The sequence below is a fragment of the Octadecabacter antarcticus 307 genome (genome assembly GCF_000155675.2).
Classification (GTDB): domain Bacteria; phylum Pseudomonadota; class Alphaproteobacteria; order Rhodobacterales; family Rhodobacteraceae; genus Octadecabacter; species Octadecabacter antarcticus.
Genome location: NC_020911.1, coordinates 2,527,256 through 2,551,881, shown reverse-complemented (window position 1 = coordinate 2,551,881; position 24,626 = coordinate 2,527,256). Strand labels below are relative to the sequence as shown.

Genomic DNA, 24,626 nt, shown 5'->3' with positions numbered 1-24,626 from the left:
CATACCTTTACATAGGGGGCATACCCAAGAACGCAAATCGTGCTGGCAAAATTTCAGTTATTCTGTGGTGTCAGGATTGGCATCGGACGCGGCGCGCAGGTCAGTGCTGGACAGCCCGATCTGATCAATATCGTATGGCGTCGTCAGGTAGATTTCCGAAATCCAGTTGCCGTAAAGAAGATGTGCGTGACTGCGCCAACGATTGAGCGGTGTTTTTGTCGGGTCATCATTCGGGAAGTAATTGACTGGAAGCTGGATGTCTGCGCCAGCAATCTGGTTTGACGCCAAATCGCGCAGGTATTCTTGGTTCAACGTGTCGCTGTCATATTCAAAATGGTTGAACACATATAGCGCTCGGTGATCAGGGTCTTGCACCAGCGCGGGGCCGACCTCGTCTGAATGCAGCAGCGTCGTCAGGCCAGCAGCGTCAATTTCGTCGCACATCATCTCAGTCCAGCGACTGACTGGCATCGACATTTCGTCGGAAAACCCCCTGAGATAAGGGCTTTGCGGTGCGAAGTTCATGTGGCGGTAGCAGCCAAAAAGTTTCTCTGACAGCAGGTGTTTCTTTACGCCGTGGAAGTGGTTGATCATTGCCATACCGCCCCAGCAAACGCCGAAAGTGGAATGCACGTTGGTCTGGGTCCAGTCCATAACCTCGCACAACTCATCCCAATAGGTAACATCTTCGAAGTCGAGGTGTTCGATGGGCGCGCCGGTGATAATGAGGCCGTCGAATTTTTGATCTTTCACCTCCTGGAAGGTGCGGTAGAATTCTTCCATGTGGTTGGCAGCGGTGTTGCGGGCCTCGTGTTCGGACATGCGGATCAGGGTTAACTCGATCTGCAAAGGTGTCGCACCAATCAGCCTAGCGAATTGATTTTCCGTCTGAATCTTCTTTGGCATTAGGTTCAGGATACCAATCCGCATGGGGCGGATATCTTGTTGATCGGCTGCAGTCTGTCCCATCACCATCACGCCTTCGCGCGACAGCACGTCAAAAGCTGGCAGAGATCGGGGGAGACGGATGGGCATGTGATTGGTCCTATGTTGGGAAGGAAGGCAGGTAGGCGGGCTAGTCGCGCACTGCAAGGCCTTGCGCGATGACGGCCACAAAGTCGGCTTCGTCGCGAACAGATGCCATGTCAGACGCCTGCACGGTGATGCCCCAATTATTTGCCATGGCTTCGTAGCGGGGTTGGCGATGCGCCAGCGCGCGCGCAAAGATCCAACGAATGAATGAATTTGGATCAACATCGACCGCTAAATATTTGTTTTCGCGCATATATTCACCCCAAGCCGCCAATAAAAATTCCGGCTCATAGGCCATGGGTTTGGGGGCTTTGTCAAAGCGTTCTACCAGATCGACGGTGTGATCGTCGCTGCCCTTTATCCAGACCATTAGGCAACTGTCAGACAGCATTCTCAACACAGGGTCCGCTGGATCGCCTGCGTCGACCCATTCACAGATCGACCCGCCGGTGTCACAGACAAAATGCGGATAGCCATAAAGGGCCTGCGCACGATCAATGAAATACGGTGTGTCGCGCAACGCGTCGAGTTCGGCGCGGCGGAATTGATCTTGACGGCGCTGGTATTCCGCCATGGGCAGGCCACCTTTGGCGGGGTCCCCCGGTTTGCCCAAATATGTGCTGACGGGGGTCAGATTATCGAAGGAAATATTGGACCCGATATGGATACTATCGCTCAGCAGCAACTCGCGCAGGAACGGCACCTTCATCGCCTCGGCTTTGGCATTATCGGCGATGTATTCACCCATATAGCGCGTGCCGATTCGGTAATCGATTGAATAGTGAAACCAGTCCCGCGTTTCGCGCAACATCGCGGACACATGGGTTTTGCCAAGGCCCGACATCGCAAACAACAGCACGCGTTTTTGTGCTGCATTGGTCCAGTCTGATGCGGTTTGGTATATCATGGGGCTTTGCTAGCGTGACGGGGCGAACGGGGCAACGAAAAAGCCCCACCTGTTGATAGGCGGGGCTTACGATTGTTACGTGGTTTCTGTTTTAGAAACTGTAAGCGAGTTTTAGGCCAACCGCGATTGCGTCGTTGTCTGTAAAAGACGCGCGAGCAACATCAGGTGTCCCCGTCTCAGGGCTGGCATCGCCCAGCACAATGTAGCGCACGCCGCCCGAAATCTCGAACCCGTTGTCCATGGTGTACGCGCCGCCAAGAGCAACTGAGTAGTTCCCGTTGGTTGGTGCAAGTGGCGATACCAAATCGTCACCTGTCGGTTCATAGCCGACCGACAGGGACGCGGAAAACGCATCCGAGAAACGACGACCAACACCGATGTTATAGGCAAAGCCGGAATCAATGTCCGTCAAGGAAGCGCCGCCTGTTACAGTAGAGAAAGTGGCTGGCGACACTATGACCTGGGAGTAATCCGCCCAACGGACCGAACCAAACACCAGCGTGTTAGCCGCAACGCCAGTCTGGAAATCCAGATTTACGGCTTGTGGAGAGGTCACATTGGTCTGCGTTGTGACACCAGGATTGATATTCTCTTGCGTATCAAAGGAATGATCAACAGCGTTGAAATAAGTTAGAGCGACACGCAATGCTATGTCAGGGCGTTCGTAGGCAGCACCAAAAAGGTAACCCAGTTCAGTGTCTTCACCTAGATCAACGTTGTAGCCGTTCAGGCCGCCGTATGCGGCGCCGCCCAAAGTGATGTTTGCGTCGAGTGTCTGCATACGAAGACCACCGTGAACGCTAAAGCCGTTGTCCAACTTGTAGCGACCGATCACGGAATATGCCACAGAATTGAGGTCAGCAGCCGTCAGGCCCAGAACTGGTGATGCCGCAGGATAAAGAATGTCAGCACCGTATGGCTGATCAACAATAAACGCGGCCGAGAATTGGCCAGTGTACTGCTGCTTAAACGCAAGTCCCATTTGGGTGAAATCTTGCGTAACATTGCCTGTTGCAACACCAGCGATATCTGTGCCGCTCGCGGATGGTGAGATCGATCCGAAAGTCAGTTCAACATAGTTGTCAGCTTCTTCGAAGATAACGCCGATGTTCTGGCCTGATCTGTCAAGACCAAGCGCTTGCACCATGCTTGTCGTCATAAGCAGGATCGCGCCTGCAGTTGTGAGGTTTTTCATTTACTTCATCCCTTAACCACGGCTTAGCGGTTGTTTCCCTGGCAGCACCCTACGGAAAGTGCGGCATTTTGGTCAATCCGAAACCGTGTTTGACGCTACGTTCGCTCCGCAGCGTCACTTTGATGTAACGGCAATTCGGGTGGGTCGCTGTCCGAACGAAATATTCAGATAATTTGCCCCAAAAATGATCACAGCACCAACAAACACCCATAAATCAAGCACTTCGCCGTATATTTGCGCCGCGACAATCGCAATGACCGGCAGACGGATGAAATCGATGGGCATGACAATACTGGCAGGGGCCAGCGACAGGGCTTTAGTCAGACAGAAGTGCGCCAAAAGCCCCGCAAACCCGATCAGGATGATCCATGGCAAAGTGGCACCGGACGGCATTGCGATGTCGCCGTCATAGCCTGCGCCGATGATGCCGAAGATCGCCTGCATCACCGTGAGCCAGAACATGATGCAGGTGATGGATTGTGTACGGGTTAATCTGCGGGTGAAGATCGCAGTGAACGCGAAAGAAACTGCGGCGCAGGCGGCGGCAATGGTGCCGAGCGAAATTTCGGTTTGAAACGGCTGCGTCACGATCATAACACCAAGGAACCCCAAAGTGGCAGCGAGAACGCCGATTGGCGAAAGACGTTCGCCCAGCAAAAACGGCGCCAGCACGATGACCCAGATCGGCGAGGTGAATTCCAGAGCAAAGAGTTGCGTCAGTGGGATCAGGGGCAGGGCAAAGAACCACAGGTTCTGCCCGATAAAATGCGCAAGGTTGCGGGTGACGTGAAGACCGAATTGCTGGCGATTCACTTGGCGCAATGTGCCTGCAACGCTACCCACGATCAGCACGACAACGATTCCCGTTAAGCTGCGAAACATCATAATTTCGAACGTGTCGAGTTCGACACTGACTACGCGGCCCGTAATCGCCATGGATGTGAACGAAACGATTGCCCCCGTCATCCAGAGGGCTGCGCGAAAGATGTCTGACATTACCGTGTTCCAAGCTGTTAAGTTAGTGCTGCCAGCTTGACACGACGGGCGCAAGGGCGAGAGATAATGGAATGAAAAAAGTCCTTGTGCTTATGGTGCTTTCCGCCCTCGTATGTCATTCCGCAATTGCTGATCCAATTGCCGTTCATGATACGGCAAGGGCTCTCTTTGGGCAGATTCCATTGGTTGAAGGGCGCGCAGATTTGAACGCTGCTTGCGGTGGCGGGCGCAATTCCAACCCCCACATCGGCTATTGTGCTACGCAGAACCTGATCTTCGTCAGCGAAGACTTTAGCATGCGTCCGCAGGCTCCTTACGAAATGGCCCATGTTTTGGGCCATGCTATCCAAGTGCGCCACGGCATAGCGGATGTGGCATTGCGTGCCATTCGCAATCGTCGCAGCGAAGAAGCTGCCTTGCGCGGGATGGTCACGCGGCAGGTCGAATGCGTGGCAGGGGTGTTGATGGCGTTAGCAGGTCTTGCACGCGCAGATTTGCCCCAGCTATTCATAGGCGAACCGTTTACCGATGCCCATTGGGGACGTCAGCCGATCAACTCAGGGCCGCGCATCACCATTGGCCTGACTGCGCGGGCGCAGTGGTATGACATCGGATATACCGCGCGCGACTTTGCGGTCTGTTCGGTGGGCGAAATGTCGTCGGTTTTGATCGTTGCGGCGCTGCGCTAGCGGTCAGCTTCGGTGCAACTTCCGTCCAGAAATACAGGTGTTTCGCCGCACTGTGTGCGAACTTGCGCCGCGTAATCGCTGATTTCACATGATCTGCGCACCATCAACATTGGTGTCCCATTCCCTCTCAGGAGCAGTGCCTTGGCCGTTAAAATCCTGCGGCGCAGTGGATGAAGCGATCAGTATAGAGGCTATAGATATGCCTCTGCACAGAGCCTAGGCGTTCCATCCCGGATGATCACATTGACCCTCGGCGTTCGGCCTTTTTCATGGCAAGATCGGTCTTAGAGGACATTCGGAAGGAGAAACGTGATGCTCATTCGACTGCATAGTCAAGCGACGACGACACCAAAGATTAGAGCCGCCATTCAAGCCAGCGACGATCCGGCCTGGATGGTGGGTGAACGCTACGGCATCTCTGAGCAGACCGTTTTGAAGTGGCGACACCGCGACGGTGTCGAAGACCGCAGTCACACGCCACATCGCTTGCAAACGACGCTCACGCCAGCGCAGGAGTTTGTTGCGGTGGCGTTGCGTAAGACGCTTTTGGTGTCACTTGATGACTTACTTGCAGTGGTCCGGGAGTTTCTGAATCCGAACGTTTCACGCTCGGGCTTGGATCGATGCTTGCGTCGTCATGGGGTGGGTAATCTGCGCGACCTGAAGGTCAAAGAGGCGAAGCCAAAGCACAGCGCCTTCAAGGCTTATGAGCTCGGATACATCCACATTGACGTTAAATATCTGCCGCAAATGGCCGATGAGACATCACGCCGCTACTTGTTTGTCGCCATCGATCGCGCCACGCGGTGGGTGTTCATTGGTATCTATAGCAACAAAACTGCCGCCAATGCCCGACGTTTCCTACGTGACCTTGAGCGCGCTTGTCCGCTGCACATTCGCACCATTCTTACCCCCTCTCGGGATATTGCTGCGCAATACCCTGCCGGGCAATGGATAATGGGAAGGAGTTCACTGACCGCCTCTTTGGCCTGCGCAAGCGTGCCGCGACCGGCAAACATGAGTTTGACAAGCTGTGCACCGAACTCGGCATCGAGCACCGTTTGACACCACCACAATCGCCTCAAACCAACGGCATGGTTGAGCGGTTCAACGGGCGTATAGAGGATGTCCTTCAAAGCCATCACTTCCGATCAGGGGAAGACCTTAATGCGACGATGCACCGTTATGTCTTGCTCTATAATCGACAACTCCCGCAGTCTGTTCTGCAGAGCAAAACGCCCTCGCAGGCCATGAAAGACTGGCACAAACTCAAACCAGAGTTGTTTAAGAAAAGCCCCTACTACCTCACTGGATGTGACGCCTAGCCTACAGCGTCAATGAAGCCAATAAACAGGGTTGTGAGGTGCGACAGAATAAGCCAAAGCGCGCACTGCATTAAACCAGATTGCAAGACTTTCACGCACAATGATGTTCCAGCGGACATCCCCGGTGAGCGGGTCACGACGCACATCTTCGGACATCACCAGCGTGAATGAATTCGCAGGATGGCCAAGTTCCCATCGCGCCCAGCGAAACGACGCCCAAGATCGCGGCAGGTGGAAGGCTTCGGTGACTATGATGATGCGTTCAGCGTTCGGGATCAACGGTAGTGAAAACAGGGCATTTTGCAACGTCGACTGCGCAAGACCTTCTTGCACAATTGCATTTTGCGGCAAACCCAGGGTCATCGCGATGCGACCCATCTGCCTGCCCGCACTCGGACCGTTCGGGCGCGCGATGCCGCCGGAAAAGACGATGACGGGGGCCAAACCAGCCTCAAACAATTGCACACAGCGTTCGACGCGCGTCAGGGTCGGGGCGGACAATGCGCCGTTCGCGTTCATCCCGCCACCCAGACACACGATTGCATCCGCGGGTTGCAGTGCGCGCAGTTCAGGTTGTGGCCACATAAACGTCCACGCCAGTATCGATAGCGTCATCAACACGAATGCCAAAATCGCAAACTTAAAGAGCCGCCCTACACTGCGAACAAGCAGCATTACTCCCATTCAATGGTGCCGGGGGGTTTGGATGTGATGTCGTAGGTGACGCGGTTAATGCCCGCGACTTCGTTGATAATTCGCGTTGCGGTTTCGCCAAGAAAATTGTGGCTGAACGGATAGTAATCGGCGGTCATGCCATCCACAGATGTCACTGCGCGCAACGCACAGGCGAAGTCATAGGTGCGCCCATCGCCCATAACGCCAACAGTGCGCACGGGCAGAATAGCTACAAAGGCCTGCCAGATATCATGATACAAACCGTGTTTGCGGATTTGGTCGATATAGACAGCGTCGGCTTGGCGTAGGATATCGAGCTTTTCGCGGGTAATTTCACCAGGGCATCGGATCGCCAGACCGGGGCCGGGGAACGGGTGGCGGCCAATGAACGACGCGGGCAGGCCAAGTTCACGACCCAGCGCGCGCACTTCGTCTTTGAACAGCTCGCGCAGGGGTTCGACCAGCTTCAGGCCCATCTTTTCGGGCAAGCCGCCGACATTGTGATGGCTTTTGATGGTGACACTAGGTCCACCAGAGAACGAAACGCTTTCGATCACATCGGGATACAGCGTGCCTTGCGCCAAGAATTCTGCGCCCTCGATCTTATTTGCATATTTCTGGAACACGTCGATGAACAAGCCACCGATGATTTTGCGTTTGGTTTCGGGGTCTGATTGCCCCTCAAGTGCGCCAAGAAACAATTCTTTTTCGTCGGCATAGATGACTTTCAGATTCATGTTGTCGCGAAACATGGTCATGACGTCATCGGCTTCGTTCAGGCGCAACAGCCCGTGATCAACGAACACACATGTAAGCTGATCGCCAATCGCTTCGTGCAACAACGCGGCAGTCACGGACGAATCCACGCCACCGGAAAGCCCGCAAATCACTTGTTTGTCGCCGACCTGTTCGCGAATTTTCGCAATCGCGATGTCGCGGTAAGCGTCCATCGTCCAGCCGCCTTTGAAACCCGCAAGGCGTACAAAGTTTTCATACAATTTGGCGCCGCGTGGCGTGTGGTGGACTTCGGGATGAAACTGCACGCCGTAGTAGTTGCGCGATGTATCTGCAATCACCGCATAGGGCGCGTTGGGTGAGGTTCCATAAACCTCAAACCCCGGTGCGATCTTCGAGACGTGGTCGCCGTGCGACATCCACACCTGTTCGGGGCCAGCATCAAACCAACCGTCCAGCAAATCAAGCGTGCCCGCAGGCGTTACTTTGGCGCGGCCAAATTCAGCAGTGCCACCGCCACCGGAAATCTTGCCGCCTTCAACCAGACCACCCAATTGTTGCATCATTGTTTGCTGGCCATAGCAGATGCCAAGAACCGGAATGCCCATACGCCACAGGCTATTGGGCGCGCGCGGACTGCCCGCACGGGTCACTGAATCCGGCCCCCCCGACAGGATAACTGCCTTGGGGTTCAGATCGGCCAACATCGCGTCGGTGACGTTCTGATAGGGGTGAATTTCGCAATAGACGTTCTGTTCACGCAAACGCCGCGCAATAAGTTGCGTCACTTGGGACCCGAAGTCGATAATGAGGAGGCAGTCGTGTGTATCTATGTCCATATCGCCTCGTAAATCGACAGGGGCCCGTGTGCAAGGGTGCGGTGTCTGTAAGGGCGCGGTGACGCGCGCAATGTCGCTTTCGCCCCCCATTCGCCGCTTATTCCCAAAGTGCAAACGCCCTTGCGGTGTAGCTTGCGCAGTAACGGGATTCTTTTGAGGTTAATGGTATGACTGACGCAACCGAACAAGCACCAGCAAGCGGCGCGCGACGTGGGCGCGGGGGCGGCGGGGCTGCACGGCGGGCAGAACGCACCGCCGTTAGCTTTGATACCGCCAAAACGATTGAGCGGAATATCCCTAACCTTGAGATGCTGTCCGAAGAGGCGTTGAACATCATTGAAGCCAATGCGGAAATTGTGCTGGAAGAAATCGGCGTGGCGTTTGTGGACAATCCTGCGGCGCTTGAGCGTTGGAAATCTGTCGGCGCTGAGGTCACTGGTGAACGGGTGCGCATTCCCAAGGGTCTGGCGCGCAAACTATGTGCAACCGCGCCGAGCACCTTTGTGCAGCACGCCCGCAACCCCGAACGATCTGTCACCGTGGGCGGCAACAATCTGGTGCTTGCGCCAGTTTACGGCCCGCCATTTGTGCGCGACAACGAAGGCGGGCGGCGCTACGCGACGATTGCCGATTTCGAAAAGTTTGTGAAGCTCGCCTACATGTCAAAGTGGCTGCACCATTCGGGCGGCACGGTGTGCGAACCCACGGACGTTCCAGTCAACAAACGTCACCTTGATATGTTAATGGCGCACATGACGCTGTCCGATAAGCCGTTTATGGGGTCCGTGACAGAACCTTCGCGCGCACAAGACAGCATCGAAATGTGTGAGATTTTGTTCGGCAAAGACTTTGTGCGCGACAACACAGTGATGACATCACTCATTAACATAAATTCACCTTTGACGTTTGATGCGACCATGATGGGTGCCTTGGAAATCTATGCTGAACACAACCAAGCCGCGATCATCAGCCCGTTTATCGTGGGCGGTGCCATGGCGCCGGTGTCCGTGATCGGCACGCTAACGCAGGTTCTGGCTGAAGTCATGGCAGGTGTAGCCTACAGCCAGATCATTCGCCCCGGTGCACCGGTTATTTTTGGGACATTTGTGACGTCGATAGACATGAATTCGGGCGCGCCAACATTTGGCACACCCGAAGCCGCCCATATCACCAACGGGGCAGGGCAGTTGGCCCGCCGTATGGGGCTGCCATACCGCTCTGCGGGTTCGTTTTGCGGGTCGAAATTACCTGACGCGCAGGCGGCCTATGAAACAGCGAACAGCTTGAATATGGGTCTGTTGTCGGGTGTGAACTTTATGCTGCATTCGTGTGGCTGGCTCGAAGGCGGGCTTGTCGCCAGCTTTGAAAAATTCGTCCTCGATGCGGACCAGTTGGGCACGCTGCACCACATGGCCCGCGGCGTTGAAATTGACGATAACGCACAAGCCATGGATGCCATTCGCGAAGTCGGCCCTGGCGGGCATTATCTGGGCTGCGAACACACCCAGAAGAATTTTAAGTCGGCCTTCTGGCGCTCGGAAGTGTTTGATTACAAACCTTTTGAGACATGGGAAGAAGAAGGCGCGCGCGACAGCCAAGCGCTTGCTGCGGTGCGGGTGGCCAAGCTGGTCGACACTTATGTCGCACCCCCTCTGGACCCTGAAATCCGCGCCAAACTTGACGCCTATGTTGCCGCGAAAAAGGCGTCGATGCCTGATAGCTTTATGTAAAACGCAACAGTGCCGCAGGACCAGAACAGGCCTGCGGCACTAGCTTGGCTAGATCGGCAATTGGACCGGTTCACGGGAAGCCTTTGATGCGTTTGACGCCTTAAGGATGCGCGCCTCACACATCATGGCCACGATCATTTCTACGTGCCGTGCCACGGAATATTCCGAGCGTTTGGCTGCCCGAAGCTGATCAGAAACGGCCTCAAGCTCCATCAACCTGACGATCGCCTGACCGGGCCCTGGCAGTACCTCAGTTTTGAGCAGCCGGCGCAGGTGCACCACGCGGTTATAGTCTTGAACTCCGTGGCGTGCAGTGCGGACCAAGAGCGTTGGGCGTTTGAGCCGCGAAATCATTGTTAAAACGTCTTCCAAAGTGAGTCTCCCTCGTTGTGCTGCCTTTAAAATGACACAACCTATAAGGGTGTTGCGTGTGGATAACTTTGAGCGTTCGGTGCGTTTACAATTGGTTACCAAAGGCTTATCCCTTTTAGTCCGGTTGCCCCACATGTTGACGCGGCGCAGAACCTCGCCCTTGTGGCTTGAGAGGCGGATCGGATCAGTTTGTAACATCTGGTGGGTTTATGGGGCGTGGCTTTTGCCGTGAACAAGGGCCTTCAGGCGCGCTGTTCAACAAAATCACGATATGTCGCTGGGCCAATACCAACACCGATCCCCAGCAGCGTGTCGAAGGCGCTTCGCATGTGTCGCCGTCGGTTCCAGCGGAACACAAATTCGTCGAGATAGCGTTGCAGATGGCATTTTCTGAGGCCGTGGAAGACGCCTTTTGCCCACGTTTTTAGGTTGGAGAACACGCGGTGGACCCAGTGGAGTATGTCATGTGCCTTCTTGCCGCTGACGACCTTCGCCTCATGCGTGTTTGCAGGGGGATTTTCGTAACCTAGCCAGCCATCCGTGATGACGTGAGCGCCAGGCTCTACAGCCTGACCAATGAACCCGTGTAGCGTCTTTGATGCGCCGTCGGGAATGTGTTTCATCCTGATACGGCGCGGATGTCCGTCTCTTGATAACTCGACGGCGCAGACGACAAACATCTTTCCGACCGGGCTCCGCCCACCCTTTGGCCGGTCCTCGGGATCATGCCGGGACCGGAACGGAATCTCTGTTTCATCGATCTCGACAAGGTCTTTCAGGGGGTTGCGGTCAGGGTTGACCATCGACCGCCGCAGCTTTTGCAAGAGGAGCCACGCCGTCTTGTAGCTGCCAAGGCCAAGTTGCGCCTGAAGTTGCAGCGCTGACATGCCGTTGGAATGGCTGGTGATGATGTGCGCGGCAAGAAACCAAATTCGCAACGGCAAATGGCTGCTGTGCATCACCGTGCCAGCCGTCACGGATGTCTGCCGTGCGCAACCGGCACATTCCCAAGTCGCGCGATTTCGCTTTAACGGCCAGCCCTTGCAGGTGCCACAGGAAGGACACACAAAGCCCTCAGGCCAACGATGTTCCGCCAGATAATGCGAACACGCTTCCTCATCAGAAAACCTGGCGTCGAACGCCGGGCGGGACATGGGTTTGTCGTTTTTCCATCTGGCTGGCATGGGTAGAACAATACAAGAACATTGTAGATTGGCAAGCCGCTTCACACTACATCAGGTGCCGCCGGAGCAAAGGGGATAAGCCTTTGGTTACCATTTAGAAACAATCATGGGAAACTGTGGGTAAAGTTAACCAATCGGAAACAACTACACGTACAGATTGCATCATAATTTTCAGACTTGCTGGGTCAAAATTTGGGAAATGAGGACTAGGATGACGGACGCAAACCGCGCCAACCGTGCGGTGCCAGCTTGGGTGCCTGTGGACGTGCGCAACTACGTTTTTCACACGGAAATGGGGCAACCCATTCGGGTCTTGGCACGGTCGCAATCGTGCCATGCCTCTACGATCATGCGCCAGATCCGCAAGGTCGAAACACGGCGCGATGACCCGCTTGTAGACCGTGCAATCAAGGCGCTGGCGGAGGAAAATGACGCGACGCCCAGCCCGAGCGGTTTGGAAATGATGCAGGCCCTGCGTCGTCTTGCGATGCCCGACACCATGCTGGCCATAGCGATGGGCATGGAACAAGGCGTCATTCTGCAAAACTGCGCTAAGGGAGAGGCGGATCGCGGCAGCAAACTGCCCGCCGTTACTGCGATGATGCTGGCATTGCGCGGTTGGATTGCTGGCGGTCAGACTGTCGGGCGCGTGTTGCGATACCGTATCACTCCTACGGGGCGTGTCGCGCTGCGCGAATTGATGGCCCAAACCGAGAACCGCGCCCGCGTCATGGCCGAAGGGCCGACAGCGTTTCAAGGGGCTGCCAGTGGCGTTGGCACATGGATGGGTGGTCCGGACGACAAACCGATTATGGCGCGGATGCCGTCACAAGAAAGCCCCGTTGTGGCGCTGTCACGGCGCAAGGACCGTGATGGAAATCCGTTTTTGAACCGCACCATGGTTCGTGCTGCGGAACGGTTGCGCGAAGATTACGAATTGGCGCACGTGGGTCAGGTGCGCGGCGACAAAGCGGCATCCGACTTGCAAGATGTGCTCAATGCGATTGAAACCTATCAGTCGATCGACATCATCGGCAAAGGCGCAGGGTCACAGGTTCGCGCAGCGCTTGCGTTTCTGGGGCCGGGCCTGTCTGAAGTGGCGTTGCGGTGCTGTTGCCTGCTAGAGGGGCTGGAAATCACCGAAAAGCACATGGGTTGGGCCGCGCGGTCTGGCAAAGTGGTGCTGCGCATCGCGCTTCAACGGCTGGTGTTGCATTACGAAGACACTGGCGAACTTGGGCCCCGTATTGGGTGAATGTATTGACTGAACGGATCGGCTATATCTGTCAGCCATGCACTTTGCGCAATCCCGCAACCCGCGCCCTTGAGACCCTTGGACAAATCGCGCATCTTTACGTAAGGGTTTCGCATGCCTAAGTGTTGGGCAAGAGGAGAAGCCGATGTCACCGCGTGATCTAAAAATACCGGCCCAACGCCATCCCGAAAAGCAGCGCCGAGCAGACAGCCCGCAGCCCAAAAAGCCCGACTGGATTCGGGTCAAAGCGCCCACCAGCGAAGGCTACAAAGTAACGCGCGACATCATTCGCGAACATAAACTGACCACCGTGTGCGAAGAAGCAGGGTGCCCGAATGTTGGCGAATGTTGGTCCCAAGGCCACGCGACGATGATGATCATGGGTGAAGTCTGCACGCGGGCTTGCACATTCTGCAACATCGCAACCGGCAAGCCGCCTGAGGATCTGGACGTGTTTGAACCGGGGCGCGTGGCGGATGCTGTTAAAAAGCTTGGCCTGAACCACGTGGTTATTACATCCGTGGATCGCGATGATGTTCTGGACGGCGGTGCTGAACACTTTGCCCAAACAATTCGTGCGATCCGCAAGCAGGCACCGAACACCACAATTGAAATTTTGACGCCGGACTTTATTCGCTGCGACCCAAAAGTTCTGGAAGTCGTCGTTGAGGCGCGCCCAGATGTGTTCAATCACAATCTTGAAACCGTGCCGGGCCTGTACCCCGAAGTGCGCCCCGGCGCGCGATATTTCCATTCCCTGCGTCTTTTGCAGCGCGTCAAGGAACTCGACCCGAGCATGTTCACCAAATCCGGTATCATGGTTGGTTTGGGCGAAGACAAACAATCCGTGACGCAGGTCATGGAAGACATGCGCGCGGCGGATATCGATTTCCTGACGATTGGCCAGTATCTGCAACCCACGCCAAAGCACCACAAGGTGGATCGTTTTGTGACGCCTGACGAATTCGCAGGATACGAAAAGACTGCCTATAATAAGGGTTTCTTGATGGTGTCCGCCTCGCCACTGACACGATCAAGCTACCATGCGGGGGATGATTTTGCGAAGCTGCGCGCGGCACGGATCGAGAAATTGGGCGCGTGACACGGTTTATGGCGCTGGTTTTGACGTTTTGCGCAGGGCAAGGCACAAGGTACCGAATGGTCATAGGAATCTGCCTCGCTCCGGCCTCCAATTCCCTCAATAATGTCTGTTGAAATGTTTGCCGCATAGAAGGTGCCAATATCACTTACGAATGATATCCCACCTGCCAGCGCATCCGTGCCTTCCGCACTATGACAAGAGGCGCATCCAGCGGCGGCAAACACCGCTGCTCCAAAATCAGCATCGCCAGAAATTGACCGAAGGCTGTCTGGACTGTCATAAAGACGTGAATACGAAACGCGTTGCGGGGCGGTGATACCATACGCGACCGCAATGCCCACCATCCCTGCGCCAAGTCACCAGCGTTTCCGAATCAATTATCGCGTTGGCAATATTTACCTTGACATGCGGAACAAGCCCCTCCAAGATGTCTGATTGCGCCCCGAACTGCCGCCAAATCTTCGCCCGCGACCTCAGCCATAGTGGCTGATGCGGTGATCATATCCTGTTTTTTGGCCATAAAATCGTCCATGCTTTCCCAAACCGCGGGCTGGGCTTTGGTGTCTTATGCCGTGCCTTCGGGCCAACACATTGTCGCATCAAGTGCGGCAAATACGGAGAGGTTGCTAGCTGCGATCTACGCTAAGCATGCGTCATATTCGACATTTCCCTGCTCCACACCGCCCTAAATGGCAACCTTATGGTCATAAAATGGCATATGCGTTTGGCGGGCTTTCACGGCTGGATCGACCCCAGCGCAGTTTTCAGCCAAAGCCGTCGCGCCAAATGCCAAGGCGGTGGTCCCTGCCAATAGGCCAAGGGGTTTCACAACAGCTCATATGCGACCAACTTGATCCCAAGCGCAGCATAGCATTTGGAACGTCTTCGCCCAAATTTTATGCAAATGGGCACAAAGACATGTGCGCCTAGGTGAATCGCACTTTGCCAATGTAGGGCAGGTTGCGATTGCGTTGGGCGTAATCGATACCATAACCGACAACGAATTCGTCGGGAATTACGAACCCAGTCCAATCCGCCTTCATGTCCACCTCGCGCCGTGTCGGTTTGTCGAGCAGCGCAATCGATTTCAGCTTGGATGGTTTGCGTGTGTTGAGCATATCAATGACTTGATGCAGCGTGTGGCCGGTGTCGACGATGTCTTCGACAACCAACACATCCCGCCCTTCAATCTGGCCGCGCAGATCTTTGAGGATGCGTACCTCACGGCTGGATTCCATGCCGTCGCCGTAGCTGGACGCTTCAAGAAAATCGACCTCGACCGGCAGGTCCAATTCGCGCACCAGATCGGCGATGAACACAAACGATCCGCGCAATAGGCCAACGACGATCAGTTTGTTGGTGTCTTGGAATTCCGTTTGGATAATTTTGGCGAGGTCTTCGATCCGCGCCGCGATAGATTTTGCCGATATCATTTCGTCAATAACGTAGTTGGGTTGGGCTGGTGTTTGCGTCGTCACTTGCGTCATTGGGTCCGGACCTTGTGCCAAATGCTTGATATTTCGCGCAAACCATACGACATGGTTTGGTAATGTCACGACCGAAAGCCTCTTATGCCTGATCATTCTGAAACCAAACGCCTGCCCTATAGCGCCAACCAAATGTATGATTTGGTCGCGGATGTCGCCAATTACCCCAAGTTTTTACCGTGGACAGCCGCCGCGCGGATAAAATCGGTTGATGACATGGGTGATCATTCCGTGATGATGGCTGATCTTGTGGTCAGCTTTAAAGTTTTTCGTGAAAAGTTTGGCAGCCGGGTTTTGCTGTGGCCCGAGGCGCGCAAGATTGAGACAGCTTATATTGATGGGCCGTTCAAGTATCTTGAAAGCACGTGGCGTTTCACCGAAGCAGAAGGTGGCTGTGATGTGCACTTCGAAGTGGATTTCGAATTTCGCAATCGCCTCCTGCAAGGCGCGGCAGGCATGTTTTTCAATCAGGCGATGCAGACCATCGTTCGCGCGTTTGAACGCCGCGCCGCCGCGCTTTACGATACGTAATCCATCGGGCAGTGTGGCTTGATGAACACTCCTGATCCTGTCAACTTTGATCCCATCGACGCGCTGTCACAATTTGCTACGCGCTTTTCCTGTGCCCCCGTTCCGGCACCGTCGCTCGACGTCATGCGCTTGTGTTTGCTAGACTGGGTGATTTGCGGTTTGGGGGCTGTTGATGATCCGATTGCGGCGGCCATGCTGACCCATGCGACCGCCACTAAATCAGGCGCTGGATCGGGTGTCAGTTCAGTGTTTTTTTCGACCCAAACTGCACAGCCACGCATGGCGGCTTTGGTCAACGGCACGATTTCGCACGCGTTGGATTTTGACGACACGCACTTTGGACATATTGGCCATGTCAGCGCGGTAGTGTTTCCCGCCGCGCTCGCGGTGGCACAGGCCGAAGGGCGTGATTTCGGCAGTTTTCTGACTGCTGCGCGGGTGGGGGCGGAAACCGCTGTGCGGATCGGATTGTGGTTGGGGCGCGCGCACTATCAGGCGGGCTGGCATCAAACGGCAACGGCGGGCGCTTATTGTGCTGCTGTCGCGTCAGCGATGCTGATGGATGCGCCCGTTGCGCCGACCTTGCGCATCGTTGCAGGGCTGGCCACAGGTCAAAAGGCACAGTTTGGAAGTGCGATGAAACCGATGAATGCAGGGTTGGCCGCAGGCCATGGCGTCGAGGCGGCGCAACTGGCGCGGGCTGGGCTGGATGGATCACACGACGTAATGCTGGGCGTGCTGGTAACCCAAGCGGGCGAAGGAAATCTTGCGGCATTTGATCGGCTGGGCGAAGACTGGCTGTTCGACACTGTCAGCCATAAATACCACGCTTGTTGTCACGGCACCCACGCAATGATTGAAGCGCTTTTGTCGCTTGGTCCTCAGAGTTTGTGCCAACTGGATGTGGATCAGATCGAGAGGATCGCCGTCACCACCCATCCGCGCTGGATGAGCGTGTGCAACAAATCCGATCCTGCGACATGGCTTGAAGGGAAGTTCAGCTACCGCTTCCTCGCGGCGCTGATCCTACGTGGTGAGCGCACGATCGGCACAGAGCCTAAGGGGTATTTCCCACTTGATGCGCAAAGCCGTGATTTGATCGCGCGCATAGATGTGGTGGCTGATGACCGCGTTGCGAAATGGCGACATCGTTGTTGATCCGGTTGAAAGACGGGCGCGATCTGCACGCAACTTATGATCTTGCGCAATCAGAACTGCTGGCGCATCGTCGCCAAAACCTGATGGCAAAGGGGGATGCGTTGCTTGGTGCTGGTCCCACTGAGCGCGTGGCGCAGGCTATTGGTATCTCTGATTTGGAGACACTGACTGGCGCGATCACAGGGGCATAGAAACGGGCGCCGAAGCGCCCGCTTTGTTTCAACACTCGTTCTAATTTAGCTCGACATATCATAGGCGCGTTCGCCGTGTGATGACAGGTCGAGGCCGGTGTGTTCATCTTCTTCGCCCACGCGGATCGGGAAGATCGCCTTGACGACGAGCACGATAACCGAGGTCACAACAACCGTCCAGACACCGACAACCGCAAGGCCCCCCAGCTGTTCTGTCCAGCCCGCATGACCAAACACCGCCAGCATGACGATACCAAACATACCGCCCACCCCGTGCACCGCAAAGACATCCAATGTATCGTCGATGTTCAGGGTTCGTTTGACGACATGGCATAGCTCTTGGCACATGATGCCCGCAACTGCGCCGATCAGAAGTGCCTCGATCGGGCCGACAGAACCGGACGCAGGCGTAATTGACGCAAGGCCCGCGATCGTGCCGGTTACCAATCCGACCAGCGACGATTTGCCAAAGCGGACGCGTTCCCACAAGGCCCACGTCAGTGACGCGGCCGCAGCGGAAAAATGCGTCACTGTGATTGCCATCGCTGCTGATCCGTTGGCTGCCAGTTCGGACCCGCCATTAAAGCCGAACCAACCGACCCACAGCATCGCGGCACCGATCATCACCATTCCGGGATTATGCGGTGGTTTGGATTTATCGCGCCGTGGCCCAAGAAAGAAAGCCACAATCAGCGCTGCCAGACCTGCGGTTTGGTGCACCACAATACCACCTGCGAAATCATTCACGCCATTTTCAAATAGCGACCAGTCTTCACCCGCAAGCAGACCGCCACCCCAAACCCAATGGGCCACAGGCGCGTAACACAGCAACATCCACAGCCCCGAGAATGTCATAACAAACCCAAACCCGATCCGTTCGACATAAGCACCTACAATCAGCGCAGGAGTAATGATCGCAAACGTCATTTGGAACGCAAAGAACAACACTTCTGGAATGTTACCCGCCATCGTGTCTTCGGTGATGCCGATCAGGAATGCCTTATCCAAGCCACCCCAGTAGGCATTGCCATCGCCAAATGCGATGGAATACCCAAATGCAAGCCACAGGACCGACATCAAGCAGGCGATCCCGAAACATTGCATAAAGACGCTGAGCACATTTCGTGCCCGCACCAAACCGCCGTAAAACAACGCCAATCCGGGCAGGGTCATAAACAACACAAGCGCGGTTGCGACGATAATCCAAGCGGTGTCCGCTCCGTTCATTTTACTATTCCTTCATGTCTGGGTCTGGCTGGTCCCAAAACGTAAATACACCGCCACTTAAAGAGGCGTTCATCCCTAAGGCTGCATAATTTGCAGGCATTATGTAATTGGTGAATATTAGGGCAGTTATTTGGCATCACGCCCAAAAATGTCGCTAAAGTGATTCCAGCGCGCCTTGCAGCAACGTCAGTGCGGTTTGAACACTGCGGATGCGAACCTGTGCACGCCCCAAGGCGCCGAATTCGTGCGTGACTGTCTGCACATCACCGCCAACGTCGAGCCCGAAACAAACCCGACCTTCGGGTTTGTGATCAGATCCACCGGGGCCGGCAATTCCTGTGATAGACACCGCAATATCTGCTGATGCCGACTGTCGTGCACCGCGTGCCATCTGTTCGGCAACCTGTTCGCTGACGGCACCGAATGCGTCCAGGGTGGCGGGATTAACCCGCACCATAGCGACCTTCGCCGCGTTGGAATAGGTGACAAAGCCACGCTCAAACACCGCAGAACTGCCTGCAATATCCGTGAGAGCAGCAGACACCAGACCGCCTGTGCAGCTTTCGGCGGTGGTGATCGTGACGCCTTTGGCAATCGCGGCATCAACAACCTGCGCGGCCAATGTCATGTTGCAATCCCGTGCCAAACCCCCGCAAGTCCGATGACGCAGACCGCGGCAATCACGCCTGCGATCACATCATCCAACATCACGCCAGTGGCGTTGTCTTTGCGGTCAGCCCAGCCGATCGGACCCGGTTTGACGATGTCATAAAGGCGGAAAAACCCGAACGCAGCGATCCATCCGGGCCACAATGACAAGGACGACACATTCGTCATAGACGCGCCAACCAAGACTGGTAAAAGCGCGATCCACTGGCCAACGACTTCGTCGATCACGATCTCGGATGGGTCGTGGTTGTCTGTGCCCGTCGTCATCCATTTGGTCGCAATGTAGCCCGTGATGTAGGTTGCCGGTATCGCCAATGCGAACAGCCAGATGCCGCCAATCTGGTATATCAACCAGGCCAGCGGCAGCGCGGCCAACGACCCCCACGTCCCGGGCGCGGGCTTCATGTAACCGACGTAAAACACCGTCGCGGTGATCTTTGCCCACTGGTCTTTCGCTTGGTCTTTCATGATGCTGCCCCTTTTATCAGTGTGACCGTGGCCATCGCTGCAATGCCTTCGCCGCGCCCCGTAAAGCCAAGGCGTTCAGACGTTGTCGCCTTGACGCTGACGCGGTCAATGTCGATGCCCAAGATCTGCGCCATACGCGTCCGCATCGCCGCCGCTACAGGGCCGATCTTGGGGAACTCGCAGATCAATGTGCAATCCATATGGTTAATCTCAAAGCCCATTTCGCGGGCGAGGGCGCAGGCGTGGTTTAGAAAAATATCGCTCGCAGCGCCTTTCCATTGTGGATCACTGGGCGGGAAATGCTGACCAATATCGCCACGACACAGCGCGCCATAAATCGCATCTGTTACCGTGTGCATTCCGACGTCTGCGTCAGAATGGCCTTGCAGGCCACGGCTGTGCGGGATTTTCACACCGCAAAGCATCACATGGTCGCCTGCGCCAAAACGGTGCACGTCAAATCCGTTTCCGGTTCGGATATCCATTCGTGTCTCCAGCAATTTTGCAGCCCGCGCAAAATCGGCAGGCGTGGTGATTTTGAGGTTGCGGGCGTCGCCCTGCACGATCGTCACATCCATTCCAGCGCGCCGCGCGACTTCGACATCATCCGCACTGCCTTCAGCATGCGTGCCGTGGGCGTCCAAAATCAACTGGCGCACGAACCCTTGTGGTGTTTGGGCACGGTACAGGCAATTGCGATCCTGCACGCCAGTGACTTGGCCATGTTCGCCTGTCCAAAGCGCGTCGGTGACAGGCAATGCTGGCGCGGCTGCTTGTGCGGTTTGTAGGGCATTTAAGACGCGGTCAATGACGTCAGGCGGAACACAGCATCGCGCGGCGTCGTGGATTAAAACATAGTCAGCTTGGATCGCGTTAAGGCCTGACAGGACTGACAAGGACCGCTCTGCACCGCCAATCGCGATACTGGCGTGCGGGGGGAGCGTCAACGTGTCCACAAGGGTGCGGTCTTGCGCCGCGACAACAAGGACAATTTCTGTGATGCGCGGATGCGACGCAAAGATGTCCAAGGTGTGCTGCACGACCGATTGACCAGCAATATGGTGCCATTGCTTTGGCACGCCACCACCCGCCCGCTGCCCGCGTCCAGCGGCGACGATGATGGCAGCAACAGTTGGTGGATTTTGCATGTCAGACTGTATCTCGGATTGCATTTATGGGCGCCCTTTCGATGGGTGAGTTCTACCCATAGCGACGCGTCGAGGGAAGTGCATGCGGTTATATGCCTAAATATTAGGCATGCCGTGTATTCTGCCTGATAATTCACCTTGCCCACGTTGAAGTTGGGGTTCGTTCGCGCTAACTGCTACCCATGCACAGTGTCATCCCCTTGCCAGACCCTGACAGCCCGGTGGCACTTGCACCGCTGGCCGGGATCACAGATTTGCCGTTTCGCCAGCTTGTGGCGTCGTTTGGGGCCGGCTGGGTTGTGTCCGAAATGATCGCCAGCCAAGAAATGGTCCAGGCCAAACCCGGCGTGCGTGAAAAAGCGGAATTGGGGCTTAGTCAAGCCAGCACCGCAGTGCAGCTTGCCGGACGCGAGGCACATTGGATGGCCGAAGCGGCGCGCCACGTCGCGGCCAATGGTGCAGCGATGATTGATATCAACATGGGTTGTCCTGCTAAAAAGGTAACCAGTGGGTATTCCGGATCCGCACTACTGCGCGATCTGGATCACGCGCTGACATTGATTGATGCGGTGGTTGGTGCGGTTGATATTCCGGTTACGTTAAAGACGCGTCTTGGCTGGGACGACAGGCTGCTGAATGCGGCGGAATTGGCAATCCGCGCTGAAAACGCAGGGATCGCGCGGATAGTCATTCATGGCCGCACAAGGTGCCAGTTCTACAAAGGTCATGCCAATTGGAATGCCATCGCGCAGGTCAAGAACGCAGTGTCGATTCCGGTGATTGCCAATGGCGATATCATTGATGCGGTGACGGCGAAAACCGCGCTCAACGCATCGGGCGCGGACGGTGTGATGATCGGGCGCGGGGCGCAGGGCCGCCCGTGGATATTGCGCGACGTGGCCGCGCAACTAAGTGGCCATGTTGTGCCAGCCCCGCCACAAGGAAACACATTTATACGAATGGTATCAGATCACTATGACGCAATGTTAAGCTTTTATGGCAGCCAGATGGGCAGCAAAGTCGCGCGCAAACATTTGGGGTGGTACATGGATCAATGTGACTCTGAACCAAACCTGCGCAGGGCTGTTCTCACAGAACGCGACCCCGAACAGGTGTTCAAACTGTTGCCAGATGCGCTGGCCACACGTAACTTTGCGGGGCAGGCCGCATGAACGCGCTTTGGAATTCATTGCCGGTGCCCGCGTTGCTGCTGAACCCCAACGACACGATTGCACAGAGTAATCCAGCGGCTGAAGCGTTTTTGAACCTGTCAACCAGAGCCCTAAAGGACGGGCTTTTGTGGGACACGGTGATGATTGACGCACAGCTTGAAACTGCCTACGCGCGGGCCAGCGCCAACCGAACATCGCTGTTCATCAATGATGTCGATGTCAGCAGCAAAGAGCGGCCGCCGCAGCAATGCAACATTCAATTTGCGCCACTCTTGGACGGCGGTGATCAGATGTTGATGATATTTGAGCCGCGTGAAATGGCAGCGCGGCTGAATAAATCAGCAAAATCTGTCCGCGCTGCGCGGTCTGCGATTGGTATGGCAGAAATGCTTGCCCATGAAATCAAGAACCCACTTGCTGGGATCACGGGTGCAGCGCAGCTTTTGTCGATGACGTTGTCGCCCGAGGATTGCGAAATGACCGACCTGATCGTTGAGGAATCGCGCCGAATTGTGAAACTGCTGGAACAGGTCGAACAATTCGGAAATCTGCAACCGCCCAACCGCAGCGCCATCAATATCCACGATGTTCTGGACCGCGCGCGTCAATCTGCATCGGTGGGTTTTGGTGCACATATGATGATGATCGAAGACTACGATCCATCGCTCCCGTTAGCCTATGTGGACGGGGATCAATTGCTGCAAGTGCTCCTGAATCTTCTCAAAAACGCATCTGAGGCCGGAGGAGCAGGTGGGTCAATCCGGCTGCACACCTTCTACGAACCCTCGCTACGAATGAAACGCGATGATGGAACCGCTGCCCATCTGCCGCTGCAAATTGAAGTTATCGATGACGGCCCGGGCTTGCCGCCCGACATTGCCTCGGATGTGTTTGAACCGTTCATTTCCGGGCGTGAAAACGGCACCGGCCTCGGCCTCGCGTTGGTGAGTAAATTGATCGCTGATGTAGGGGGCTGGATATCGGTGGATTCAGAACCGGGTCGGACAACATTTCGCCTGTCCCTGCCGACAATTCCTGCTGACTTAAAAGGAGACGTTTAGATGGATGGAACTGTTCTGGTTGCCGACGACGACCGCACGATCCGCACGGTGCTAACGCAGGCGTTTACCCGCGCGGGCTGCAAAGTCCATGCGACGTCGTCTTTGGTGACGCTGATGCGCTGGGTGGAAGAAGGAAAGGGTGATCTGGTGATTTCGGACGTCGTCATGCCTGACGGCAATGGTCTTGAACAACTGCCGAAAATCGCCTTGGCGCGGCCGGGCTTGCCTGTCATTGTGATTTCGGCCCAAAACACCATCATGACAGCAATCCAAGCGGCAGAAGCCGACGCATACGATTATCTGCCAAAGCCGTTCGATTTGCCGGACTTAATGAAACGCGCCGCCCGAGCCCTTGAGGTAAAAGCCCGCGCGCCAGCCACCCGCCAACGCGATGAGAAATCCGATGATCTACCACTGGTTGGGCGCACAGCCGCGATGCAGACGCTATATCGGCTTGTAGCTCGGGTAATGAATACGCCGCTGTCGGTGCTGGTATCCGGCGAAAGCGGTACTGGCAAAAGCCTGATCGCGCGCGCCATTCATGACTTCTCGGACCGTCGATCATTGCCGTTCGTAACCGCCACGGCCAACGATATGGAAGGAATGGACGGGCCGCAATTGCTGCTGTCGCGCGTGAAGGGTGGCAGCCTTGTGTTTGATGAAGTAGGTGACTTTTCAATGGCCACCCAAAGCCGAATTGTGCGGATGCTGGACGCACTAGGCGACACGGCACCGCGGATTATCGCGACGTCGCGCACTGATTTGGTGATCGCGATGGAAGAGGGGCGCGTGCGCGAAGATTTGTACTATCGGCTCGCGGGGGTGACGCTGATCGTGCCGCCGTTACGCGACCGCGTCGATGACATCCCGCTTTTGGCGCAGCATTTTCTGTCACGCGCCGAACGCGATGGTGCACCTGTGCGTCGCCTCGCAAGCAGTGCAATCGATATCGTGAGGGCCTACACATGGCCAGGAAATGTGCGTCAACTTGAAAATGTCGTGCGCCGCTTGGTTGTGACATCGACCCACGAAGATATTCACCGCCCCGAGGTCGAACAGGTGCTCGGATCACAGCCTGCGATTGAACCTTTGCAGACCGGCAGTTCGGACAAGCTATCCAGTTCAGTCACTCAACACCTTAAGCGATATTTTGATTTGCATGGCGGCGCGCTGCCACCCGACGGCCTGTATCAGCGCATTTTGCGTGAAGTTGAGGCGCCATTAATTGAAATAGCGCTGGACGCAACATCTGGAAATCAAGCTAAATGTGCCGAGCTTTTGGGCATCAACCGCAATACCTTGAGAAAAAAGATCACAGATCTGGATATCCACGTGACACGCCGCCGCAAATTGATGTAAAAGCGCAACATAAGCGTGGCCCTCTGGCCCCACACTTGGGTCAGGGTAGGATCACTTCAACAGGCGGTGGGTGCGGCGTTGTTTGACAGCAACGCATAAGCCCTTTGAAAGCGGGGCGT

The 24,626-nt window shown here is 55.7% G+C and carries 24 protein-coding genes and 2 pseudogenes; 11 read left to right on the top strand and 15 right to left on the bottom strand.

Features of this window, described 5'->3' with window-relative positions; translation table 11 throughout:
- Positions 1-57: 57 nt before the first annotated feature.
- The 4 genes from OAN307_RS12835 to OAN307_RS12820 form a co-directional block, all read right to left on the bottom strand.
- Entirely contained in the window at positions 58-1,035 is a 978-nt protein-coding gene (locus OAN307_RS12835; RefSeq protein WP_044043682.1) for a homoserine O-succinyltransferase, read from the bottom strand.
- Positions 1,036-1,075: 40 nt separating this feature from the next.
- Positions 1,076-1,939 (bottom strand): hypothetical protein, encoded by an 864-nt coding sequence (locus OAN307_RS12830; RefSeq protein ID WP_015500147.1) that lies wholly within the window; start codon positions 1,937-1,939, stop codon positions 1,076-1,078.
- Between the two features lie 91 nt (positions 1,940-2,030).
- Complete coding sequence (locus tag OAN307_RS12825; protein ID WP_015500146.1) at positions 2,031-3,134, bottom strand: OmpP1/FadL family transporter; 1,104 nt, start codon at positions 3,132-3,134, stop codon at positions 2,031-2,033.
- 114 nt (positions 3,135-3,248) lie between these two features.
- A complete protein-coding gene (locus tag OAN307_RS12820) occupies positions 3,249-4,130 on the bottom strand; it encodes a DMT family transporter (protein WP_015500145.1) in 882 nt (293 codons plus the stop codon).
- 71 nt (positions 4,131-4,201) lie between these two features.
- Here OAN307_RS12820 and OAN307_RS12815 point away from each other — a divergent pair, with 71 nt between their 5' ends.
- Both OAN307_RS12815 and OAN307_RS12810 read left to right on the top strand, forming a co-directional pair.
- Positions 4,202-4,819, top strand: coding sequence for a hypothetical protein (locus OAN307_RS12815; RefSeq protein ID WP_015500144.1), 618 nt, complete (start codon positions 4,202-4,204; stop codon positions 4,817-4,819).
- Between the two features lie 312 nt (positions 4,820-5,131).
- Positions 5,132-6,144 (top strand): annotated as a pseudogene (locus OAN307_RS12810) (IS481 family transposase).
- A gap of 9 nt (positions 6,145-6,153) precedes the next feature.
- Here the strand turns inward: OAN307_RS12810 and OAN307_RS12800 are convergent.
- Complete coding sequence (locus tag OAN307_RS12800; protein ID WP_015500143.1) at positions 6,154-6,828, bottom strand: YdcF family protein; 675 nt, start codon at positions 6,826-6,828, stop codon at positions 6,154-6,156.
- On the bottom strand, positions 6,819-8,393 hold the full coding sequence (gene guaA, locus OAN307_RS12795) for a glutamine-hydrolyzing GMP synthase (RefSeq protein ID WP_044044727.1): 1,575 nt from the start codon (positions 8,391-8,393) through the stop codon (positions 6,819-6,821). Before guaA ends, OAN307_RS12800 begins: the two co-directional genes overlap by 10 nt.
- Before the next feature lie 167 nt (positions 8,394-8,560).
- Here guaA and OAN307_RS12790 point away from each other — a divergent pair, with 167 nt between their 5' ends.
- A complete protein-coding gene (locus OAN307_RS12790) occupies positions 8,561-10,123 on the top strand; it encodes a trimethylamine methyltransferase family protein (protein WP_015500141.1) in 1,563 nt (520 codons plus the stop codon).
- A gap of 48 nt (positions 10,124-10,171) precedes the next feature.
- Here the strand turns inward: OAN307_RS12790 and OAN307_RS12785 are convergent, their stop codons facing one another.
- Complete coding sequence (locus tag OAN307_RS12785; RefSeq protein ID WP_044043674.1) at positions 10,172-10,495, bottom strand: DUF6477 family protein; 324 nt, start codon at positions 10,493-10,495, stop codon at positions 10,172-10,174.
- Positions 10,496-10,737: 242 nt separating this feature from the next.
- A complete protein-coding gene (locus tag OAN307_RS12780; RefSeq protein ID WP_015498511.1) occupies positions 10,738-11,679 on the bottom strand; it encodes an IS1595-like element ISOan10 family transposase in 942 nt (313 codons plus the stop codon).
- Positions 11,680-11,890: 211 nt separating this feature from the next.
- On the opposite strand from OAN307_RS12780, the gene OAN307_RS12775 reads away from it, so the two are divergent.
- On the top strand, positions 11,891-12,934 hold the full coding sequence (locus OAN307_RS12775) for a DUF6456 domain-containing protein (RefSeq protein ID WP_015500139.1): 1,044 nt from the start codon (positions 11,891-11,893) through the stop codon (positions 12,932-12,934).
- Positions 12,935-13,079: 145 nt separating this feature from the next.
- Entirely contained in the window at positions 13,080-14,036 is a 957-nt protein-coding gene (gene lipA, locus OAN307_RS12770) for a lipoyl synthase (protein ID WP_015500138.1), read from the top strand.
- Between the two features lie 373 nt (positions 14,037-14,409).
- Here the strand turns inward: lipA and OAN307_RS31300 are convergent.
- The 3 genes and pseudogenes from OAN307_RS31300 to hpt all read right to left on the bottom strand — a co-directional run.
- A pseudogene (locus OAN307_RS31300) lies at positions 14,410-14,589 on the bottom strand (cytochrome c); the annotation flags it as partial.
- Positions 14,590-14,721: 132 nt separating this feature from the next.
- Positions 14,722-14,865: a hypothetical protein gene (locus tag OAN307_RS28970; RefSeq protein ID WP_187292461.1), complete on the bottom strand. Its 144-nt coding sequence runs from the start codon at positions 14,863-14,865 to the stop codon at positions 14,722-14,724.
- A gap of 97 nt (positions 14,866-14,962) precedes the next feature.
- Complete coding sequence (gene hpt / locus OAN307_RS12755; protein ID WP_044044725.1) at positions 14,963-15,523, bottom strand: hypoxanthine phosphoribosyltransferase; 561 nt, start codon at positions 15,521-15,523, stop codon at positions 14,963-14,965.
- Positions 15,524-15,607: 84 nt separating this feature from the next.
- On the opposite strand from hpt, the gene OAN307_RS12750 reads away from it, so the two are divergent.
- From OAN307_RS12750 to OAN307_RS12740, 3 genes are read left to right on the top strand one after another with little or no spacing between them, the layout of a single operon-like run.
- Positions 15,608-16,054 carry a type II toxin-antitoxin system RatA family toxin gene (locus tag OAN307_RS12750; protein WP_015500135.1) on the top strand — a complete coding sequence of 149 codons (447 nt, stop codon included), beginning with the start codon at positions 15,608-15,610 and terminating at the stop codon, positions 16,052-16,054.
- A 21-nt stretch (positions 16,055-16,075) separates the two neighbouring features.
- Positions 16,076-17,212: an MmgE/PrpD family protein gene (locus OAN307_RS12745; RefSeq protein WP_015500134.1), complete on the top strand. Its 1,137-nt coding sequence runs from the start codon at positions 16,076-16,078 to the stop codon at positions 17,210-17,212.
- Positions 17,194-17,403 carry a hypothetical protein gene (locus tag OAN307_RS12740; RefSeq protein WP_015500133.1) on the top strand — a complete coding sequence of 70 codons (210 nt, stop codon included), beginning with the start codon at positions 17,194-17,196 and terminating at the stop codon, positions 17,401-17,403. Before OAN307_RS12745 ends, OAN307_RS12740 begins: the two co-directional genes overlap by 19 nt.
- A gap of 45 nt (positions 17,404-17,448) precedes the next feature.
- Here the strand turns inward: OAN307_RS12740 and OAN307_RS12735 are convergent, their stop codons facing one another.
- The 4 genes from OAN307_RS12735 to OAN307_RS12720 form a co-directional block, all read right to left on the bottom strand.
- Positions 17,449-18,630: an ammonium transporter gene (locus OAN307_RS12735; protein WP_015500132.1), complete on the bottom strand. Its 1,182-nt coding sequence runs from the start codon at positions 18,628-18,630 to the stop codon at positions 17,449-17,451.
- A 154-nt stretch (positions 18,631-18,784) separates the two neighbouring features.
- The gene (locus tag OAN307_RS12730) at positions 18,785-19,258 is read right to left on the bottom strand and encodes a CinA family protein (RefSeq protein ID WP_015500131.1); all 474 of its coding nucleotides are present in this window, start codon (positions 19,256-19,258) and stop codon (positions 18,785-18,787) included.
- Positions 19,255-19,767: a phosphatidylglycerophosphatase A family protein gene (locus OAN307_RS12725; protein WP_015500130.1), complete on the bottom strand. Its 513-nt coding sequence runs from the start codon at positions 19,765-19,767 to the stop codon at positions 19,255-19,257. Before OAN307_RS12725 ends, OAN307_RS12730 begins: the two co-directional genes overlap by 4 nt.
- The gene (locus tag OAN307_RS12720; RefSeq protein ID WP_044044721.1) at positions 19,764-20,915 is read right to left on the bottom strand and encodes a bifunctional 2-C-methyl-D-erythritol 4-phosphate cytidylyltransferase/2-C-methyl-D-erythritol 2,4-cyclodiphosphate synthase; all 1,152 of its coding nucleotides are present in this window, start codon (positions 20,913-20,915) and stop codon (positions 19,764-19,766) included. Before OAN307_RS12720 ends, OAN307_RS12725 begins: the two co-directional genes overlap by 4 nt.
- A 182-nt stretch (positions 20,916-21,097) precedes the next feature.
- Here OAN307_RS12720 and dusB point away from each other — a divergent pair, with 182 nt between their 5' ends.
- From dusB to OAN307_RS12705, 3 genes are read left to right on the top strand one after another with little or no spacing between them, the layout of a single operon-like run.
- Entirely contained in the window at positions 21,098-22,087 is a 990-nt protein-coding gene (gene dusB, locus OAN307_RS12715) for a tRNA dihydrouridine synthase DusB (protein ID WP_015500128.1), read from the top strand.
- Positions 22,084-23,148, top strand: a complete 1,065-nt coding sequence (locus OAN307_RS12710) for a two-component system sensor histidine kinase NtrB (protein WP_015500127.1) — start codon at positions 22,084-22,086, stop codon at positions 23,146-23,148. Before dusB ends, OAN307_RS12710 begins: the two co-directional genes overlap by 4 nt.
- The gene (locus tag OAN307_RS12705) at positions 23,149-24,507 is read left to right on the top strand and encodes a response regulator (protein WP_015500126.1); all 1,359 of its coding nucleotides are present in this window, start codon (positions 23,149-23,151) and stop codon (positions 24,505-24,507) included.
- Positions 24,508-24,626 lie beyond the last annotated feature (119 nt).

Coding starts and splice junctions, on each gene's coding strand:
- OAN307_RS12835 (WP_044043682.1), bottom strand. CDS start 1,035: ATGCCCATCCGTCTCCCCCGATCTCTGCCAGCTTTTGACGTGCTGTCG.
- OAN307_RS12830 (WP_015500147.1), bottom strand. CDS start 1,939: ATGATATACCAAACCGCATCAGACTGGACCAATGCAGCACAAAAACGC.
- OAN307_RS12825 (WP_015500146.1), bottom strand. CDS start 3,134: ATGAAAAACCTCACAACTGCAGGCGCGATCCTGCTTATGACGACAAGC.
- OAN307_RS12820 (WP_015500145.1), bottom strand. CDS start 4,130: ATGTCAGACATCTTTCGCGCAGCCCTCTGGATGACGGGGGCAATCGTT.
- OAN307_RS12815 (WP_015500144.1), top strand. CDS start 4,202: ATGAAAAAAGTCCTTGTGCTTATGGTGCTTTCCGCCCTCGTATGTCAT.
- OAN307_RS12800 (WP_015500143.1), bottom strand. CDS start 6,828: ATGGGAGTAATGCTGCTTGTTCGCAGTGTAGGGCGGCTCTTTAAGTTT.
- guaA (WP_044044727.1), bottom strand. CDS start 8,393: ATGGACATAGATACACACGACTGCCTCCTCATTATCGACTTCGGGTCC.
- OAN307_RS12790 (WP_015500141.1), top strand. CDS start 8,561: ATGACTGACGCAACCGAACAAGCACCAGCAAGCGGCGCGCGACGTGGG.
- OAN307_RS12780 (WP_015498511.1), bottom strand. CDS start 11,679: ATGCCAGCCAGATGGAAAAACGACAAACCCATGTCCCGCCCGGCGTTC.
- OAN307_RS12775 (WP_015500139.1), top strand. CDS start 11,891: ATGACGGACGCAAACCGCGCCAACCGTGCGGTGCCAGCTTGGGTGCCT.
- lipA (WP_015500138.1), top strand. CDS start 13,080: ATGTCACCGCGTGATCTAAAAATACCGGCCCAACGCCATCCCGAAAAG.
- hpt (WP_044044725.1), bottom strand. CDS start 15,523: ATGACGCAAGTGACGACGCAAACACCAGCCCAACCCAACTACGTTATT.
- OAN307_RS12750 (WP_015500135.1), top strand. CDS start 15,608: ATGCCTGATCATTCTGAAACCAAACGCCTGCCCTATAGCGCCAACCAA.
- OAN307_RS12745 (WP_015500134.1), top strand. CDS start 16,076: ATGAACACTCCTGATCCTGTCAACTTTGATCCCATCGACGCGCTGTCA.
- OAN307_RS12740 (WP_015500133.1), top strand. CDS start 17,194: ATGGCGACATCGTTGTTGATCCGGTTGAAAGACGGGCGCGATCTGCAC.
- OAN307_RS12735 (WP_015500132.1), bottom strand. CDS start 18,630: ATGAACGGAGCGGACACCGCTTGGATTATCGTCGCAACCGCGCTTGTG.
- OAN307_RS12730 (WP_015500131.1), bottom strand. CDS start 19,258: ATGACATTGGCCGCGCAGGTTGTTGATGCCGCGATTGCCAAAGGCGTC.
- OAN307_RS12725 (WP_015500130.1), bottom strand. CDS start 19,767: ATGAAAGACCAAGCGAAAGACCAGTGGGCAAAGATCACCGCGACGGTG.
- OAN307_RS12720 (WP_044044721.1), bottom strand. CDS start 20,915: ATGCAAAATCCACCAACTGTTGCTGCCATCATCGTCGCCGCTGGACGC.
- dusB (WP_015500128.1), top strand. CDS start 21,098: ATGCACAGTGTCATCCCCTTGCCAGACCCTGACAGCCCGGTGGCACTT.
- OAN307_RS12710 (WP_015500127.1), top strand. CDS start 22,084: ATGAACGCGCTTTGGAATTCATTGCCGGTGCCCGCGTTGCTGCTGAAC.
- OAN307_RS12705 (WP_015500126.1), top strand. CDS start 23,149: ATGGATGGAACTGTTCTGGTTGCCGACGACGACCGCACGATCCGCACG.